15 protein-coding genes are annotated in these 13,901 nt (G+C 63.0%); 4 read left to right on the plus strand and 11 right to left on the minus strand.

Translation table 11 applies throughout. The annotated features are described in order from the left end of the window. The first annotated feature begins 165 nt into the window (after positions 1-165). Both IVA75_RS21890 and fabA read left to right on the plus strand, forming a co-directional pair. Entirely contained in the window at positions 166-1,233 is a 1,068-nt protein-coding gene (locus tag IVA75_RS21890; RefSeq protein WP_247286200.1) for a GGDEF domain-containing protein, read from the plus strand. 108 nt (positions 1,234-1,341) lie between these two features. After that, a complete protein-coding gene (fabA, locus tag IVA75_RS21895) occupies positions 1,342-1,872 on the plus strand; it encodes a bifunctional 3-hydroxydecanoyl-ACP dehydratase/trans-2-decenoyl-ACP isomerase (RefSeq protein ID WP_247286202.1) in 531 nt (176 codons plus the stop codon). Between the two features lie 2 nt (positions 1,873-1,874). On the opposite strand, the gene IVA75_RS21900 is transcribed toward fabA, so the two are convergent. The 9 genes from IVA75_RS21900 to IVA75_RS21940 form a co-directional block, all read right to left on the minus strand. Continuing rightward, positions 1,875-2,306: a TfoX/Sxy family protein gene (locus IVA75_RS21900; protein WP_247286203.1), complete on the minus strand. Its 432-nt coding sequence runs from the start codon at positions 2,304-2,306 to the stop codon at positions 1,875-1,877. 136 nt (positions 2,307-2,442) lie between these two features. Next, complete coding sequence (locus IVA75_RS21905; RefSeq protein ID WP_081747958.1) at positions 2,443-2,853, minus strand: iron-sulfur cluster assembly accessory protein; 411 nt, start codon at positions 2,851-2,853, stop codon at positions 2,443-2,445. 74 nt (positions 2,854-2,927) lie between these two features. After that, complete coding sequence (locus tag IVA75_RS21910) at positions 2,928-3,299, minus strand: SUF system Fe-S cluster assembly protein (protein WP_027569862.1); 372 nt, start codon at positions 3,297-3,299, stop codon at positions 2,928-2,930. Then, positions 3,296-4,543: a cysteine desulfurase gene (locus IVA75_RS21915; RefSeq protein ID WP_247286205.1), complete on the minus strand. Its 1,248-nt coding sequence runs from the start codon at positions 4,541-4,543 to the stop codon at positions 3,296-3,298. The genes IVA75_RS21910 and IVA75_RS21915 overlap by 4 nt, the downstream gene beginning before the upstream one ends. After that, positions 4,540-5,844 (minus strand): Fe-S cluster assembly protein SufD, encoded by a 1,305-nt coding sequence (sufD, locus tag IVA75_RS21920; RefSeq protein ID WP_247286207.1) that lies wholly within the window; start codon positions 5,842-5,844, stop codon positions 4,540-4,542. The genes IVA75_RS21915 and sufD overlap by 4 nt, the downstream gene beginning before the upstream one ends. Before the next feature lie 11 nt (positions 5,845-5,855). Then, a complete protein-coding gene (sufC, locus tag IVA75_RS21925; protein ID WP_247286209.1) occupies positions 5,856-6,605 on the minus strand; it encodes a Fe-S cluster assembly ATPase SufC in 750 nt (249 codons plus the stop codon). 131 nt (positions 6,606-6,736) lie between these two features. Further along, positions 6,737-8,233, minus strand: a complete 1,497-nt coding sequence (gene sufB, locus IVA75_RS21930) for a Fe-S cluster assembly protein SufB (RefSeq protein ID WP_027569858.1) — start codon at positions 8,231-8,233, stop codon at positions 6,737-6,739. A gap of 116 nt (positions 8,234-8,349) precedes the next feature. Beyond that, a complete protein-coding gene (locus IVA75_RS21935) occupies positions 8,350-9,489 on the minus strand; it encodes a cysteine desulfurase family protein (RefSeq protein WP_247286210.1) in 1,140 nt (379 codons plus the stop codon). Between the two features lie 51 nt (positions 9,490-9,540). Beyond that, the gene (locus IVA75_RS21940; protein ID WP_247286211.1) at positions 9,541-10,734 is read right to left on the minus strand and encodes an acyltransferase family protein; all 1,194 of its coding nucleotides are present in this window, start codon (positions 10,732-10,734) and stop codon (positions 9,541-9,543) included. A gap of 44 nt (positions 10,735-10,778) precedes the next feature. Here IVA75_RS21940 and IVA75_RS21945 point away from each other — a divergent pair, with 44 nt between their 5' ends. Both IVA75_RS21945 and IVA75_RS21950 read left to right on the plus strand, forming a co-directional pair. Then, positions 10,779-11,729 carry a LytTR family DNA-binding domain-containing protein gene (locus tag IVA75_RS21945; RefSeq protein WP_247286212.1) on the plus strand — a complete coding sequence of 317 codons (951 nt, stop codon included), beginning with the start codon at positions 10,779-10,781 and terminating at the stop codon, positions 11,727-11,729. Between the two features lie 349 nt (positions 11,730-12,078). Further along, complete coding sequence (locus tag IVA75_RS21950; protein ID WP_007591562.1) at positions 12,079-12,726, plus strand: alpha/beta hydrolase; 648 nt, start codon at positions 12,079-12,081, stop codon at positions 12,724-12,726. A 115-nt stretch (positions 12,727-12,841) separates the two neighbouring features. Here the strand turns inward: IVA75_RS21950 and IVA75_RS21955 are convergent, their stop codons facing one another. Further along, positions 12,842-13,165, minus strand: a complete 324-nt coding sequence (locus IVA75_RS21955; RefSeq protein WP_247286213.1) for a multidrug efflux SMR transporter — start codon at positions 13,163-13,165, stop codon at positions 12,842-12,844. Positions 13,166-13,175: 10 nt separating this feature from the next. Beyond that, positions 13,176-13,853 carry a glutathione S-transferase family protein gene (locus tag IVA75_RS21960; protein WP_247286214.1) on the minus strand — a complete coding sequence of 226 codons (678 nt, stop codon included), beginning with the start codon at positions 13,851-13,853 and terminating at the stop codon, positions 13,176-13,178. Positions 13,854-13,901 lie beyond the last annotated feature (48 nt).

Here is a 13,901-nt window from a genome sequence, read left to right on the forward strand (position 1 = left end):
GCCCGGCTTTGGTTGAAATAAGCTTGCGCGCACTTTTCTGGACGTATTCGTGGACGTATTCGTGGACGTATATTTACGGGGCGTTCACGATCGTCCGTTAGCCTACGAACATAATTTAAGTATTGCTGCGGTCGACGGCACGCCGATCGCTGTGGGGTATGTTCCGTGGTCAAGGTGCTCGACGAACACGAACGCACGATGGCGTTCGCCGAGGTGGCGCTCGGTCAGATCCGATCGCTACGACAGACCGCAATTCCCCGCAATTACGAGATCTGGTTCGTCTACGCCACCGGCTACAATGCCCCGCTCAACAAGATCATCAACGAGACACTGGCGCGGAGCGGCACGCTGACCGAAGCCGATCTCGATCAGATCTACGAGACCTACCTCTCCCACATCAAGACCACCGACCGCATCGACAAGGTCGGCGCGCGCGTCATCGGCGAGATCGACGACGTGATGAAGGTACTCGGTGACGCGCTCGGGATGACCGGCTCCTACGATGCCAGCCTGTCGGGCGCGACCGAAAAGCTATCATCGGCCAAGAGCCGCGAGCAGATCAAGTCGATCGTCGAGACGCTGCTGCATTCGACCAGCGAGATGCGCGAGACCAACAAGGCGCTGGAAGACCGGCTGACGCTGTCGAAGAGCGAAATCAGCAACCTCCAGCAGAGCCTGGAGGCGATCCGCGCCGAGAGCCTGACCGATCCGCTGACGGGGCTCGGCAACCGCAAATATTTCGATCGCATGATCGACATGGCCGTGCAAGGCGCGCTCGCCTCCGGCGATCCGCTGTCGCTGCTGCTGGTCGACATCGATCATTTCAAGTCGTTCAACGATTCCTACGGCCATCTCACCGGCGACCAGGTGCTGCGGCTGGTCGGCCTGTCGCTGAAGCAGACCATCAAGGGCCAGGACATCACCGCGCGCTATGGCGGCGAGGAATTCGCGGTCGTGCTGCCCAACACCGCGCTGCGCCAGGCCCTCACGGTGGCCGATCACATCCGCCGCGCCGTGATGGCCAAGGAATTGAAAAAGAAGTCCACCGGCGAAATCCTAGGCCGCGTCACCATCTCCATCGGCGTCTCCATGCTGAAGCAGGGCGACGACACCGATGCGCTGATCGAACGCGCGGATGCCTGCCTGTACGCCGCCAAACGCAACGGCCGCAACCGCGTGATCTGCGAGGCCGATCCGGAATTCGCGGTCGAGACGCACAACCGGGTGGCGTGACGCCGAAGCCGCGCACCGCCACCTGCGCTTGACATTCTGGCCTGACGAACGACATCTCCCTCGCCGTCTCGAGGCGTCCGACTGCGAGCATCCGGAGGACTTGTCGTCTTGCCCAACCCGCATGATTTTCACACGCCGCAACCGTCCTACACCAGAGACGACCTGCTGAGATCGAGCGAGGGCAGCTATTTCGGTCCCGGCAACGCGCAATTGCCGGCGCCGCCAATGCTGATGATGGACCGCATCACGGAGATCAGCCTGGACGGCGGCAAGTTCGGCAAGGGCCATATCGTCGGCGAGTTCGACATCGCGCCAGGCCATTGGTTCTTCGATTGCCACTTTCGCGGCGATGCCATGATGCCGGCGTCTCTGGGACTGGATGCCATGTGGCAGATGATCGGCTATTGGCTCGGTTGGTCGGGCTCAGCGGGCAAGGGCCGCGCGATCGGCGTCGGCGAGGTGGAGTTCACGGGCTCCATCACACCGGACACACGATGCGTGCGCTACGAGGTCGTCATGCGCCAGGTGAGGCGCGGCAGGCTGGTCCTGGGATTTGCCGACGGCCGCGTGCTGGCTGACGGTGTCTGCGTTTACATCGCCAAAGACATGAGGGTTGGCCTGACAAAGGCCGTGGACTGAGCCTAACCCAGTCGCCTGGCGCGCTTCCCAACCGCTTTCTTTTTGCTCGCCTTCTTCCGCGCTTTCGCAGGCTTGGCGGCCTTCTTCGCCGCCTTCTTGACCTTGGGCCGCTTCTTCACCTTGGCGCGCTGGGCGGCGGCGAGAGCCGCCTTCGCCCACTGCGCAAGCTCCTCGGAATCGTCGAACAGGCGGGCCGGCAGCTCCCAGTAGGAGTTCACCAGCACCGTCTTGGCGCGGGTCGCGTATTGGAATGGCTTCGAGCCTTCCGCTTCAAAGTCCGGGATGGTCATCTCGTCGGCGCGAAAGAACAAGCCGGCACGCAGAGACAGGGCGAAATTGATGCCGTCGGCGGAGATGCCGTAGCCGGAAAACATTTTTCGGATGGCGACGGGGCCGAAATCGGCGAACAGGTCGATCAGGAATTCGCGGTCCATGGCAGGCTTCCCGGGGCGAGCAGCCCAGCCTTCATACCACCGCCGTCATTGCGATCGAAGCGAAGCAATCCAGATTGTCGCCGCAGAGACAGTCTGGATTGCTTCGTCGCAAGTGCTCCTCGCAAGGACGGAAAAACTACCCGTCGATCTGTGCCGGGCGCAGCTCGACCGACTCGCCGCAGCCGCAGGCCGAGATCTGGTTGGGATTGTTGAAGACGAACTGGGCCTGCATCTTGTCGGCCTTGTAGTCCATCTCGGTGCCGAGCAGGAACAGCACAGCCTTGGGATCGACCAGGATCTTGACGCCCTTGTCCTCAACGACCTCGTCGGTCGGGCGGACATCGTGGGCGTATTCGACGGTGTAGGACTGGCCGGCACAGCCGCCGTTCTTGACGCCGACGCGCAGGCCCACGATCTCGGAATCGGCCCGCTGGGTCAGCTCGTTGATGCGCTGGGCAGCAGCGTCCGTCAGCCGCATCACCTGCGGGCGCGGCCGCCGCGGCTTCGGAGTGGATGCTGGTGTTGAACCCGACGATATCTGTGTCATGTCAGTGATGTGGTCCGTTGCCGAGCGAATTCAATGCCAAGGATCTAACGAGAATCTAAAGCCAGGGTTACGCGTCACCACATGTTGAGCACGAGGCGGGCCTCGTCGCTCATGCGTTCCGGCGTCCAGGCCGGTTCCCAGACCACCTTGACGTCGACCACGCCGACGCCGGGGACACTGGCGACCGCGTTCTCGACCATCGTCGGCAACTCGCCGGCGGCCGGACAATTCGGCGTCGTCAGGGTCATTTTCACGTCGACGGAACGATCGTCCTTGATCTCGACCTTGTAGATCAGGCCGAGCTCGTAGATATCGGCCGGGATTTCCGGGTCGAACACGGTCTTGAGCCCGGCGATGATCTCGGTGGTCAAACGCTCGGTCTCCTCAGGCGGCAGTGCCGACTGGGTTTCCATCGGATTGGCTTTGATTTCGGCCGTGTCACTCATGCGAACAAATCCCGCGCCTTCAACAGCGCCTGTGCCAGATGATCGACTTCTTCCCGCGTATTATACATGCCGAACGACGCTCGGCATGTGGCTGTGACGTTGAACCGCTCTAAAAGCGGCATCACGCAATGGGTGCCGGCGCGCACCGCGATGCCCTGGCGGTCGATCACGGTGGCGACGTCATGGGCGTGGGCGCCTTTGAGCTCAAAAGAGATCACCGGGCCCTTGCCCCGTGCCGTGCCGATCAGCCGCAGCGAATTGATCTCGCGCAGCTTGTCCTGGGCGTAGGTGACGAGATCGTGCTCGTGCGCGGCGATACGCTCCTTGCCGATCGAATTGACGTAGTCGATGGCGGCGCCAAGCCCGACGGCCTCGACGATCGCCGGCGTGCCGGCCTCGAATTTGTGCGGGGGATCGCCATAGGTGACGATGTCGCGCGAGACTTCGCGAATCATCTCGCCGCCGCCGTTAAACGGACGCATCGCGACGAGGTGGTCGTACTTGGCCCAGAGCACGCCGATGCCGGTCGGACCGTAAACCTTGTGGCCGGTGAAGACGTAGAAGTCGCAGCCGAGGTCCTGGACATCGACGGGCAGATGCACGGCGCCCTGGCTGCCGTCGACCAGCACGGGGATGCCGCGGGCGTGAGCGATCTTCACGATGTCCTTGACCGGAACGATGGTGCCGAGCGCATTCGACATCTGCGTGATCGCGACCAGCTTGGTCTTCGATGTCAGGAGCTTCTCGAATTCCTCGATGAGAAAATTGCCCTCGTCGTCGACCGGCGCCCATTTGATCACGGCACCATGGCGTTCCCTGAGGAAATGCCAGGGAACGATGTTGGAGTGGTGCTCCATGATCGAGATGACGATCTCGTCGCCTTCTTTGATGTTCGGTTCACCCCAGGACGAGGCGACGAGGTTGATTGCCTCGGTCGCATTGCGGGTGAAGATCACTTCCTCGGTCCGGGCAGCGTTGATGAACTGCGCCACCTTGGTGCGGCCGCCCTCATAGGCTTCGGTCGCGGCGTTGGCGAGATAATGCAGGCCGCGGTGCACGTTGGCGTATTCGGAGGTGTAGGCCTGCGTCATGCGATCGAGCACGGCGCTCGGCTTCTGCGCAGAAGCCGCGTTATCGAGATAGACCAGCGGCTTGCCGTAGATCTGCATGGCCAGCGCCGGAAAATCCTGGCGCACGCGCGCGACGTCGTAAGAGCCGTTCTTGACTGCCGGATGCGTGCTCATTGGCGCCGCTCCAGCCAGCGCTCGGCAATGCCGATCACGTGCTCGCGCAGATCATCGTCGGCGATCTGCTCGATCGCCTCGCCGACGAAAGCCTGGATCAGCAGCGCCTGGGCCTGCTTCTCCGGCAGACCGCGCGCCTTTAGATAGAACAGCAGGCTGTCGTCTAGCGCGCCGGCGGTGGCGCCATGGCCGCAGGAAACGTCGTCAGCAAAGATCTCGAGCTCGGGCTTGTTGTCGGCTTCCGCTTCGTCCGAGAGCAGCAGCGCGCGGATCATCATCTTGCCGTCGGTCTTCTGTGCATCGGGACGAACGATGATGCGGCCCTGGAACACCGAATGCGCACGGTCGTCGATCACGGCGCGGAAGACCTCGCGGCTCACACAATTCGGCACGGCGTGGTCGACCACCAGCGTGGTGTCGCCATGTTCGGTCTTCTGCAACAGGTTCACGCCGTTGACCGAGAGTTCGCTGCCCTCGCCCGCCAGCGTGATGAAGCCTTGCAGGCGGCTGACCGCAGCACCGGTGGTCATGTTGAAGAAATTCAGCTTCGTGTTCGCACCGACCGTGACGAACTGCGAGGTGATGTTCACCGCATCCGGCGAATCGTCCATCAGGCGGATATGCGCGACGTCGGCGTTGTCGCCGACCGAGAGGATGACGGCATCGCTGACCTGGTAAGCCTTGGCGCCGGCCGCGACGAAGCTCTCGATGATGGTGGCACGAGCGCCCTTCCCGACCGCGACCTGCGAGCGGGTGAACGTCGACGCGGAAGACGAGATCGCGATGTGGATGATCTGGATCGGCGCGGAGAGCTGCACGCCGTCGGCGACCGTAAGCACGACACCGTCGGTCGCCATCGCCGCGTTCAGCGCGATCACCGCATCGGTGGCCGCGGTCCTCAACAGACCGGAATCCTTCTCCAGCGTCTCCCGCAAGGTCTTAACGCTCACCTCGGAGGCCAGCGCCTTGACGTCCGAGAGATCGGGAGCGAACACGCCGTCGACCAACACCAGCTTACGGGCGCCCGCGATCGCGTGCGCTTTCACGGCGTCCGCAGCGCGCTTCAACGCAGCCGCATCGGGTGCAGCCGCAAGCGGCAGCACCTCGCCGACCAGCGCGCGCAGATCGGTGTATTTCCATTCCTCGATCCGGCGGTGCGGCAGGCCGAGACGCTCATAGGTCTCGAACGCCTCGCGGCGCACGGCGATCACGGAAGGCGAACCCGGCAGACGGCCTTCGGCGCTGGCGAACAGATCGCTCACCGCGCGGCCGTTTCCGGTCTTTGCCACAGCAACGTTCATCGCAAAATTCCTTACGCGTCCTCGTACTGGGCGTAGCCGGACGACTCCAGCTCCAGCGCCAGGTCCTTGGCACCGCTCTTCACGACACGGCCCTTCGACATCACGTGCACGACGTCAGGCACGATGTAGTTGAGCAGCCGCTGATAGTGGGTGATGACGACCATCGCGCGCTTGGGCGAATGCAGCGCGTTGACGCCGTCGGCTGCGATGCGCAGCGCGTCGATGTCGAGGCCGGAATCCATCTCGTCGAGGATGCACAGGCTCGGCTCGAACAGCGCCATCTGCAGCACCTCGTTGCGCTTCTTCTCGCCGCCGGAGAAGCCGACATTGACGCCGCGCTTGAGCATGTCCTGCGGGATGTTCAGCGACTTCGAGACGTCGCGGACTTTCTTCAAAAAGTCCGGCGTCGAATATTCGCTCTCGCCGCGCGCCTTGCGCTGCGCGTTCAGCGCGGTGCGCAGGAAATTCATGGTGGAGACGCCGGGAATCTCGACCGGATACTGAAACGCCAGGAACACGCCCTTGGCGGCGCGCTCGTTCGGGGCCATCGCGAGCAGGTCTTCGCCCTTGAACAGGATCTCGCCGGCGGTGACCTCGTAACCGGGCTTGCCGGCGATGACGTGGGACAGGGTCGACTTGCCGGAGCCGTTCGGCCCCATGATCGCGTGGATCTCGCCCTCGTTCACGGTCAGCGTCAGCCCATGGAGGATCTCACGCTCCTCGACACGAACCTTCAGGTCTTTCACTTCGAGCAAAGCCATATCTTGTTTCCATCTATCTCCTCAACCTGAGGAGCGCCGCAGGCGCGTCTCGAAGGATTGAGGCCAACAATCTTTCCGTATCCATCCTTCGAGACGGCCGCTTACGTGGCCTCCTCAGGATGAGGCCGGCGCTAGCCGACCGATCCTTCGAGCGAGATCGAGATCAGCTTCTGCGCTTCCACCGCGAATTCCATCGGCAGTTGCTGGAGCACGTCCTTGACGAAGCCGTTGACGACGAGGCCGACCGCCTCCTCCTGCGTGAGGCCGCGCTGGATGCAGTAGAACAGCACGTCCTCGGAGATCTTGGACGTGGTGGCCTCGTGTTCGAACGTCGCCGACGAGTTCTTGGCTTCGATGTAGGGCACGGTGTGCGCGCCGCATTTGTCGCCGATCAATAGCGAATCGCAGGCGGTGAAGTTGCGCGCGCCGGTCGCCTTGCGATGCGCCGTGACGAGCCCGCGATAGGTGTTCTGCGACTTGCCGGCGGCGATGCCCTTGGAGATGATGCGGCTCGACGTGTTCTTGCCGAGATGGATCATCTTGGTGCCCGAGTCGACCTGCTGATAGCCGTTCGAGATCGCGATCGAGTAGAATTCACCACGCGAATTGTCGCCGCGCAGGATGCAGCTCGGATACTTCCAGGTGATCGCCGAACCGGTCTCGACCTGGGTCCAGGAGATCTTGGAATTGTTGCCGCGGCAGTCACCACGCTTGGTGACGAAATTGTAGATGCCGCCCTTGCCTTCCGAATTGCCCGGATACCAGTTCTGAACCGTCGAATATTTGATCTCGGCGTCGTCGTGCGTGACGAGCTCGACCACGGCCGCGTGCAGCTGGTTCTCGTCGCGCTGCGGCGCGGTGCAGCCCTCGAGATAGGAGACGTAGGAGCCCTTGTCGGCGATGATCAGCGTGCGCTCGAACTGGCCGGTGTTGCGTTCGTTGATGCGGAAATAGGTGGACAGCTCCATCGGGCAGCGCACGCCCGGCGGCACGTAGACGAACGAGCCGTCCGAAAACACCGCCGAGTTCAGCGTCGCATAGAAATTGTCCGAGGTCGGCACCACGGATCCCAGATATTTCTGCACCAGCTCGGGATGCTCGCGGATCGCCTCTGAGATCGGCATGAAGATCACGCCGGCCTTCTTCAGCTCGGCCTTGAAGGTGGTCGCAACCGAGACCGAATCGAACACGGCGTCGACCGCGATCTTGCGCCTGTTGGGGTCTTCCTCGCCGGGCTTCGGCTCGACGCCTTCGAGCATGGCGACTTCCCGCAAGGGAATGCCAAGCTTCTCGTAGGTCTTCAGAATCTCGGGATCGATCTCGTCGAGCGAGGTGATCGTCTTCTTCGGCTTGGGAGCCGAATAGTAATAGAGGTCCTGGAAGTCGATCTTAGGATAGTCGACGCGGGCCCACGTCGGCTCGGTCATGGTCAGCCAGCGCCGATAGGCTTCGAGCCGCCACTGGAGCATCCAGGCGGGTTCGTTCTTCTTCTCGGAGATGAACTTGACGGTCTCTTCCGACAGCCCCTTGGGGGCCTTGTCGGACTCGATCAGGGTCTCAAATCCATAACGATACTGATCGACGTCGATGCGCTTCACGCGCTCGACCGTCTCTTGCACGGCTGGCATTCTATCCTCCGCTCGCGGTTTCAAGGACCGCGGTGGATCATCAAACTCGGACGACTATTACGATGTTTCTTGGCGGGACGCACGCGCTTAGAACCGTTCAAGCCGTGTTTCATCGCTTATCCCTTAAGTAGGGTATTACCGAGCTTTCGCCAAGCCTCTAACGCCCTGTTGATGTCATCCGGCTCCGTGGACCAGCCCAGACTTAGACGCACCGCTCCTTGCGCGACGGTGGGATCATACCCCATCGCCGACAGCACGTGGGACGGCTGCACCTTGCCCGAGGAACAGGCAGAGCCCGAGGACACGGCGACGCCCTCGAGGTCGAAGCCAATCACCGCGGTCTCGGCTTTCAAGCCGGGAGCCGTGAAAAGAACGGTATTTGGCAACCGCTTGACGTCGTCTGAGAAGACCGTGGCGCCGGCCATGGAGCGAATGCCATTTTCCAAGCGATCTCTGAGGGTTGCCATGCGCTCCGCATCTTCCGGCAAAGCCTGAAGGGCAACCCGCACGGATGCCCCGAAGCCGGCAATGCCGGCGACATTCTCGGTTCCGGCGCGCCGGTTCAGCTCCTGCCCGCCGCCCCGCAGCACCGGCGCAAGTCCGGCCACGCCGTCGGCCACGACCAGCGCGCCGACCCCCTTGGGGCCGCCGATCTTGTGCGCAGAAAAGGTCGCAAGGTCCGCGCCGATCACCTTGATATCAAAAGGGATTTTTCCAAGCGCCTGGATTGCATCGACGTGCAGGAGGCCGCCGGCCCCGTGAACGATTCCCGCGACGTCAGTGACCGGCTGCAGCGCGCCCGTCTCATTATTGGCGGCCATGACGGAGACCAACGCCGGCGGGCCCTCGCTGAGCAGCGCCTTCAAATGATCGAGGTCGATCACGCCGGAGCGCGTGACCTTGATCTGACCGATCTCATCTGCCGGGAACCGGCCGCCTGCCAGCACCGAAGCATGCTCGACGGCCGAGACCAGAAGCCGCTCCACAGGCCTGCCAGACGGCCCTCGCAGGCCCGGCGACAGCGCCAGCGCGTTGGCCTCGGTTCCCGCGGAGGTGAAGACGACATTCCGCGGCAGCGCGCCTACGGCTGCGGCGAGGGCGGCGCGAGCGTCCTCGACCAGCCGCCGCGCCTGTCGCCCCTCGGCATGAACCGAGGACGGATTGCCGATCAGCTCGTAGGCGGCCAGCATCGCTGCGCGCGCCTCGGCGCGCAGCGGCGTGGTCGCATTCCAGTCGAGATAGACGCGGCTCGGCATGGCGCCCTCTTAGCATCTTTTACCCTCGCGCCAATCGGCAGCCGCCGCACATCAGGCCGGCTGTTGCTGCGCAATTCCGGCCGAGGATCGGACCTCTGTCCGGAGGCCAAACAGTGGCCGTAGCCAGGCGATCCGACGCGCGATCTCGTAGGCGACGAGGCAAGTGAGCGCGGTGCCTGATATTACGATGGCGGCTTCGCTTCCGGCTGATAGCCCGCTGCTCTGCAATGCGTGCGCGATCATGATGATCGCGGTCTGATGCACGATGTAATAGGGAAAGATCGCATCGGTCAGATAGCGGCGCACGGGGCCGTCGGCCGTCAGGTGGCGTCGCGCAAAGCCGAGCACCACCGCCATCGCCAGCCATTGGTAGCAGCCATAGGCCGAGCTCGCGAACCATCTCAGCATCGGCGATGGCTCGACCAGGCCGGCACGAAGCAGAATGAACAGGACGAACAGGCTTGCGGCAACTGCGAGCGCAATCCAGCGCTGCCGTTCGATATCGCGCCAGATACCGCCCTCTTTCGCCAGCAGGAAGCCAATCAGGAACGCGGTCGCATGGTCCGCATGGTTGTACCAGTCGCCGAACAGCGCGTGCGTCGACGGGAAGGCCGGAAACAGGAGCAAGCGCCAGGCCGCGAACAAAAGGCACGGCAGGACCAGCAGCCCGGGTCCGGTGAGGAGGACAGCCAGTCTCGGGCCGAGCCGATCGGCCAGCATGGGCCGCAGCCAGAGCACGCCGGCCAGCGCGACGGTGTAGACCCATAGATAGACTACGAACCAGAGATGGTTCCAGGTCGGCAGCACGATACAGGGGTTCGGGCAGAATTGCGCTCCGAACGCCAGATAGTGCCGGACGTAAAAATCGGCGAAGCCGGCGGGGTAACCGAGGCTCTCAACGATCTGGAGGTAGGACTGCGGCGGCACGATCACGAACATGCCAAAGATCAGTGGGATCAGGAGTCGTGCCGAGCGCGTGCGGACGAAGGCACCGAGGTTGTACTTGCCCAGCATGAAACGGGTGGCGACGCCGGAAACCAGAAACAACAGCGACAGCCGCCAGGGATTGATGACCAGCATCAGGGGCTCGAGCCAAGTCAGCCGGTGCTCGCTCTTGATGTGAAACCCCCAGGACACGTAGAGCATGCCGACGTGGTAGAAGATCAAGAGCCCGAACGCTAAAATCCGCACCCAATCCAGATCGATGCGTCGTTCCGAAGTCGAAATTTGTTGCGGTGTTGACATGGTTCTCTGCTCCTCGGCGGGACGGCAAACACGGGTTTTGGGCCATGGCTGACGGCCAAAATGCCCCCGAAACGGAGCGTGTCGAGACGGTTTGGGATCAGGACCGGGCGCGAGGGGACGAGGCGTCGGGGTCCGGGACGAGCGGTTGGCCCGGCGGGATCAGTGGCGACGGGACGATGTTCGCCGCGATCGCCGCCGTCTCGCTCGCCATCGGGATCGTCAATGCGCTCTCCGGCGCGCAGGACGCCGCCTGGCGTGGCGACAGCTATGACATTGGCCGGCGACTGTTCTGGGAGCTGTCGAGCATCATCGTCATCTTGCTGCTGGTGCCGATCCTGGTGCTGGCCGTCCGGCGCATGCGCCAGACACGGCCGCTGGCAATTCGGATCGGAATCGCCGCGGTCGCCTTGCTTGGCTTCTCGGCCCTCCACATCACCGGAATGGTAGCGGTCCGGAAATTCCTGCTCTGGCTCGCGGGAAGTGCCTACGACTTCCATTTCTCGTTGGCGGCGGTCCTGTACGAGTTCCGCAAGGATGCCGTGACCGCTTTGCTGCTCGGAGCAACGCTCTGGCTGCTCGAAAGCCGGCGCGAGCTGCGGAAGGCCGTGCGGGCGGCGATGCCCATCTCGGCCGTTCCATTGGAGCAGTCGTCCCTCGATCTGATCTGGCTCCGGGACGGCACCAGCCGCATTCGCGTCGTGCCGCGCGACATCCTGTGGGTCGCCTCTGCCGGCAATTACATCGAATACAACCTCGCCAGCGGCATCCAGCACCTGATCCGCGGCACGTTGGCCGCGACCGAAAGCGAGCTCGCCCGCTTCGCCATCGTGCGCGTGCACCGGACCAGGCTCGCCAATCTCGACCGGGTGAGCGCCGTGGACTTCAAGCCGTCAGGGGATTTCGAGCTCACATTCGACAATGGGCAGACGCTTGGGGGCAGTCGCCGCTATCGGCCCGCGGTCGCCTCCCTGGGAGATCGCACCGAGCCGGTGTGAATCGCCACCGGCGATCGCCCGACAAACGATAAACAATCGTGATTCCAATTGGTTGTTGCCACACCACCGATCCTGGCCGTCACCTGGTTGGGTCCCGGCAGCCGTCGGCACGACACTGGCATGACCGGGTAAGCTCTTGAGCTCATTGGGCGATGTTCAAGATGCTTGCTTTTTGACCCTCGCCTCATGTTAGAACGCGCGCGTCAGTTCGCCGCGCGCCGCTCGCGCATCATCCGAGGGCGCCGCTCCACCCTTCCATTCGCGGCTTGGTCGGCCCAGCAGCCGATGAAATCCGCACAATCGGTTGATTGTTGAAGAGCGTCTTCAAGGGATCAATCAAGAGATCATCATGCCTGAAGTTATTTTCACCGGCCCCGCCGGCCGTCTCGAAGGCCGCTACCATCCGGCCAAGCAGAAGAACGCGCCGATCGCGATGGTCCTGCACCCGCATCCGCAGTTCCACGGCACGATGAATCACCAGATCATCTACCAGTGCTACTATGCGTTCGCGCATCGTGGCTTCTCGGTGCTGCGATTCAATTTCCGCGGCGTCGGCCGCAGCCAGGGCTCGTTCGACCACGGCACCGGCGAATTGTCGGACGCGGCCGCGGCGCTCGACTGGGCGCAGACCATCAATCCCGAAGCGCGCGCCTGCTGGGTTGCCGGCTTCTCCTTCGGCGCCTGGATCGGCATGCAGCTGCTGATGCGCCGCCCCGAGGTCGAGGGCTTCATCTCGATCGCACCGCCCGCCAACCTCTACGACTTCTCGTTCCTCGCGCCCTGCCCGTCCTCGGGCCTGATCGTGCATGGCGAGAAGGACGCGGTGGTGCCGCCCAAGGACGTCAACACGCTGGTCGAGAAGCTGAAGACGCAGAAGGGCATCGTGATCGACCAACAGGTCATCCCCGGCGCCAATCATTTCTTCGACGCCAAACTCGAGCCGCTGATGGAAACCATCACCGCCTATCTCGACATGCGCCTCGCCAACGTGCGCTAAGGCCTCGTCGCTGAGCCTTGTAGCCCGGATGGAGCGAAGCGAAATCCGGGAAGCTCCATCTGCTGAGACAAGGCCCCGGATTGCGCTTCGCTCCATCCGGGCTACCAAACTAAAGCTAAGCCAGCTTGAGCGCGACGATTCCCATCAAGACGAGCGCGATGCCCGCTAGTTTCATCGCGCTCAAGGTCTCGCCGAACAGCACGACGCCCATGACGAAAGTCCCGGCCGCGCCGATGCCGGTCCACACCGAATAGGCGACGCCGACCTCGAGCACCTTCAAGGCACGCCCGAGCAGGACAACGAAGGCTGCGAGCAGCACGAGCGAGACGATGCTCCAGCCTGCGCGCGTGTAGCCCTCCGCATATTTCATCGAGATCGCCCAACCGACATCAAGTGCGCCGGCGATCACCAGCATCAGCCAGGCCATGGATTGCGACATCGGCGTGGGCTCAGGCCGCAAGCTTGAGCAGATGCGCGTCGTGGCGCACGAGGAAGGCGCGCAGCAATTGCGGATAGTCCGCGCCCACCGCAGTACGGACGCTCGGACGCTTTGCCAGCTCGGCGCGCCACGCGCGCACCTTCGGTAGATCCTTGAAGATGCCGAGTTCGATCAGTTCATCGAACACATCGAAATAGCGGAAGACGGGCGCGAACACCGCATCGACGAGACTGAACGCATCGCCGGCAAAGAATGGGCCTGCGCTTAGCGCGGCCTCGACACGCGCGAACTTCGCCACGAGTGCCTGGCGCTTACTCTCAAACGTCGCCGGGTCGGTCGTGGTCTCCAGCCCCCAGAGATCGCCGAGAATCGCCGAGCCGAACTCCATCCAGGCGCGATGCTCGGCACGCTCGAGCGCATCAGTCGGATGCAGTTTTCGGCCGCCTTGCGTCTCCTCGATGTATTCGCAGATCACGTTGCTCTCGAACAGCGCGACCTCGCCCTTCTCGCTCGTCACGACCAGCACCGGCACCTTGCCGAGCGGCGATAGTTTGAGAAACCACTCCGGCTTGTTGGCGAGATCGATGTCGACCCGCTCGAACGGGACGCCCTTCTCGTTGAGCGCGATCACGGCGCGCTGCACGTATGGACAAAGCTTATGGCTGATCAGTTTGAGTGAAGCGGTCATGGCAAAGATCCCGGCGGTTGGATGCAACTGCATTAAATATAGATGCAT

Origin of the sequence: Bradyrhizobium sp. 134 (assembly GCF_023074155.1) — a bacterium.
Lineage (GTDB): Bacteria > Pseudomonadota > Alphaproteobacteria > Rhizobiales > Xanthobacteraceae > Bradyrhizobium.

Excerpts from the sequence above, each read along its gene's own strand:
- IVA75_RS21960 (WP_247286214.1), bottom strand. The coding sequence starts at position 13,853 with ATGACCGCTTCACTCAAACTGATCAGCCATAAGCTTTGTCCATACGTG.
- IVA75_RS21905 (WP_081747958.1), bottom strand. The coding sequence starts at position 2,853 with ATGACACAGATATCGTCGGGTTCAACACCAGCATCCACTCCGAAGCCG.
- IVA75_RS21955 (WP_247286213.1), bottom strand. The coding sequence starts at position 13,165 with ATGTCGCAATCCATGGCCTGGCTGATGCTGGTGATCGCCGGCGCACTT.
- IVA75_RS21935 (WP_247286210.1), bottom strand. The coding sequence starts at position 9,489 with ATGCCGAGCCGCGTCTATCTCGACTGGAATGCGACCACGCCGCTGCGC.
- IVA75_RS21910 (WP_027569862.1), bottom strand. The coding sequence starts at position 3,299 with ATGAGTGACACGGCCGAAATCAAAGCCAATCCGATGGAAACCCAGTCG.
- IVA75_RS21915 (WP_247286205.1), bottom strand. The coding sequence starts at position 4,543 with ATGAGCACGCATCCGGCAGTCAAGAACGGCTCTTACGACGTCGCGCGC.
- IVA75_RS21900 (WP_247286203.1), bottom strand. The coding sequence starts at position 2,306 with ATGGACCGCGAATTCCTGATCGACCTGTTCGCCGATTTCGGCCCCGTC.
- IVA75_RS21950 (WP_007591562.1), top strand. The coding sequence starts at position 12,079 with ATGCCTGAAGTTATTTTCACCGGCCCCGCCGGCCGTCTCGAAGGCCGC.
- sufB (WP_027569858.1), bottom strand. The coding sequence starts at position 8,233 with ATGCCAGCCGTGCAAGAGACGGTCGAGCGCGTGAAGCGCATCGACGTC.
- sufC (WP_247286209.1), bottom strand. The coding sequence starts at position 6,605 with ATGGCTTTGCTCGAAGTGAAAGACCTGAAGGTTCGTGTCGAGGAGCGT.
- sufD (WP_247286207.1), bottom strand. The coding sequence starts at position 5,844 with ATGAACGTTGCTGTGGCAAAGACCGGAAACGGCCGCGCGGTGAGCGAT.
- IVA75_RS21945 (WP_247286212.1), top strand. The coding sequence starts at position 10,779 with ATGGCTGACGGCCAAAATGCCCCCGAAACGGAGCGTGTCGAGACGGTT.
- IVA75_RS21940 (WP_247286211.1), bottom strand. The coding sequence starts at position 10,734 with ATGTCAACACCGCAACAAATTTCGACTTCGGAACGACGCATCGATCTG.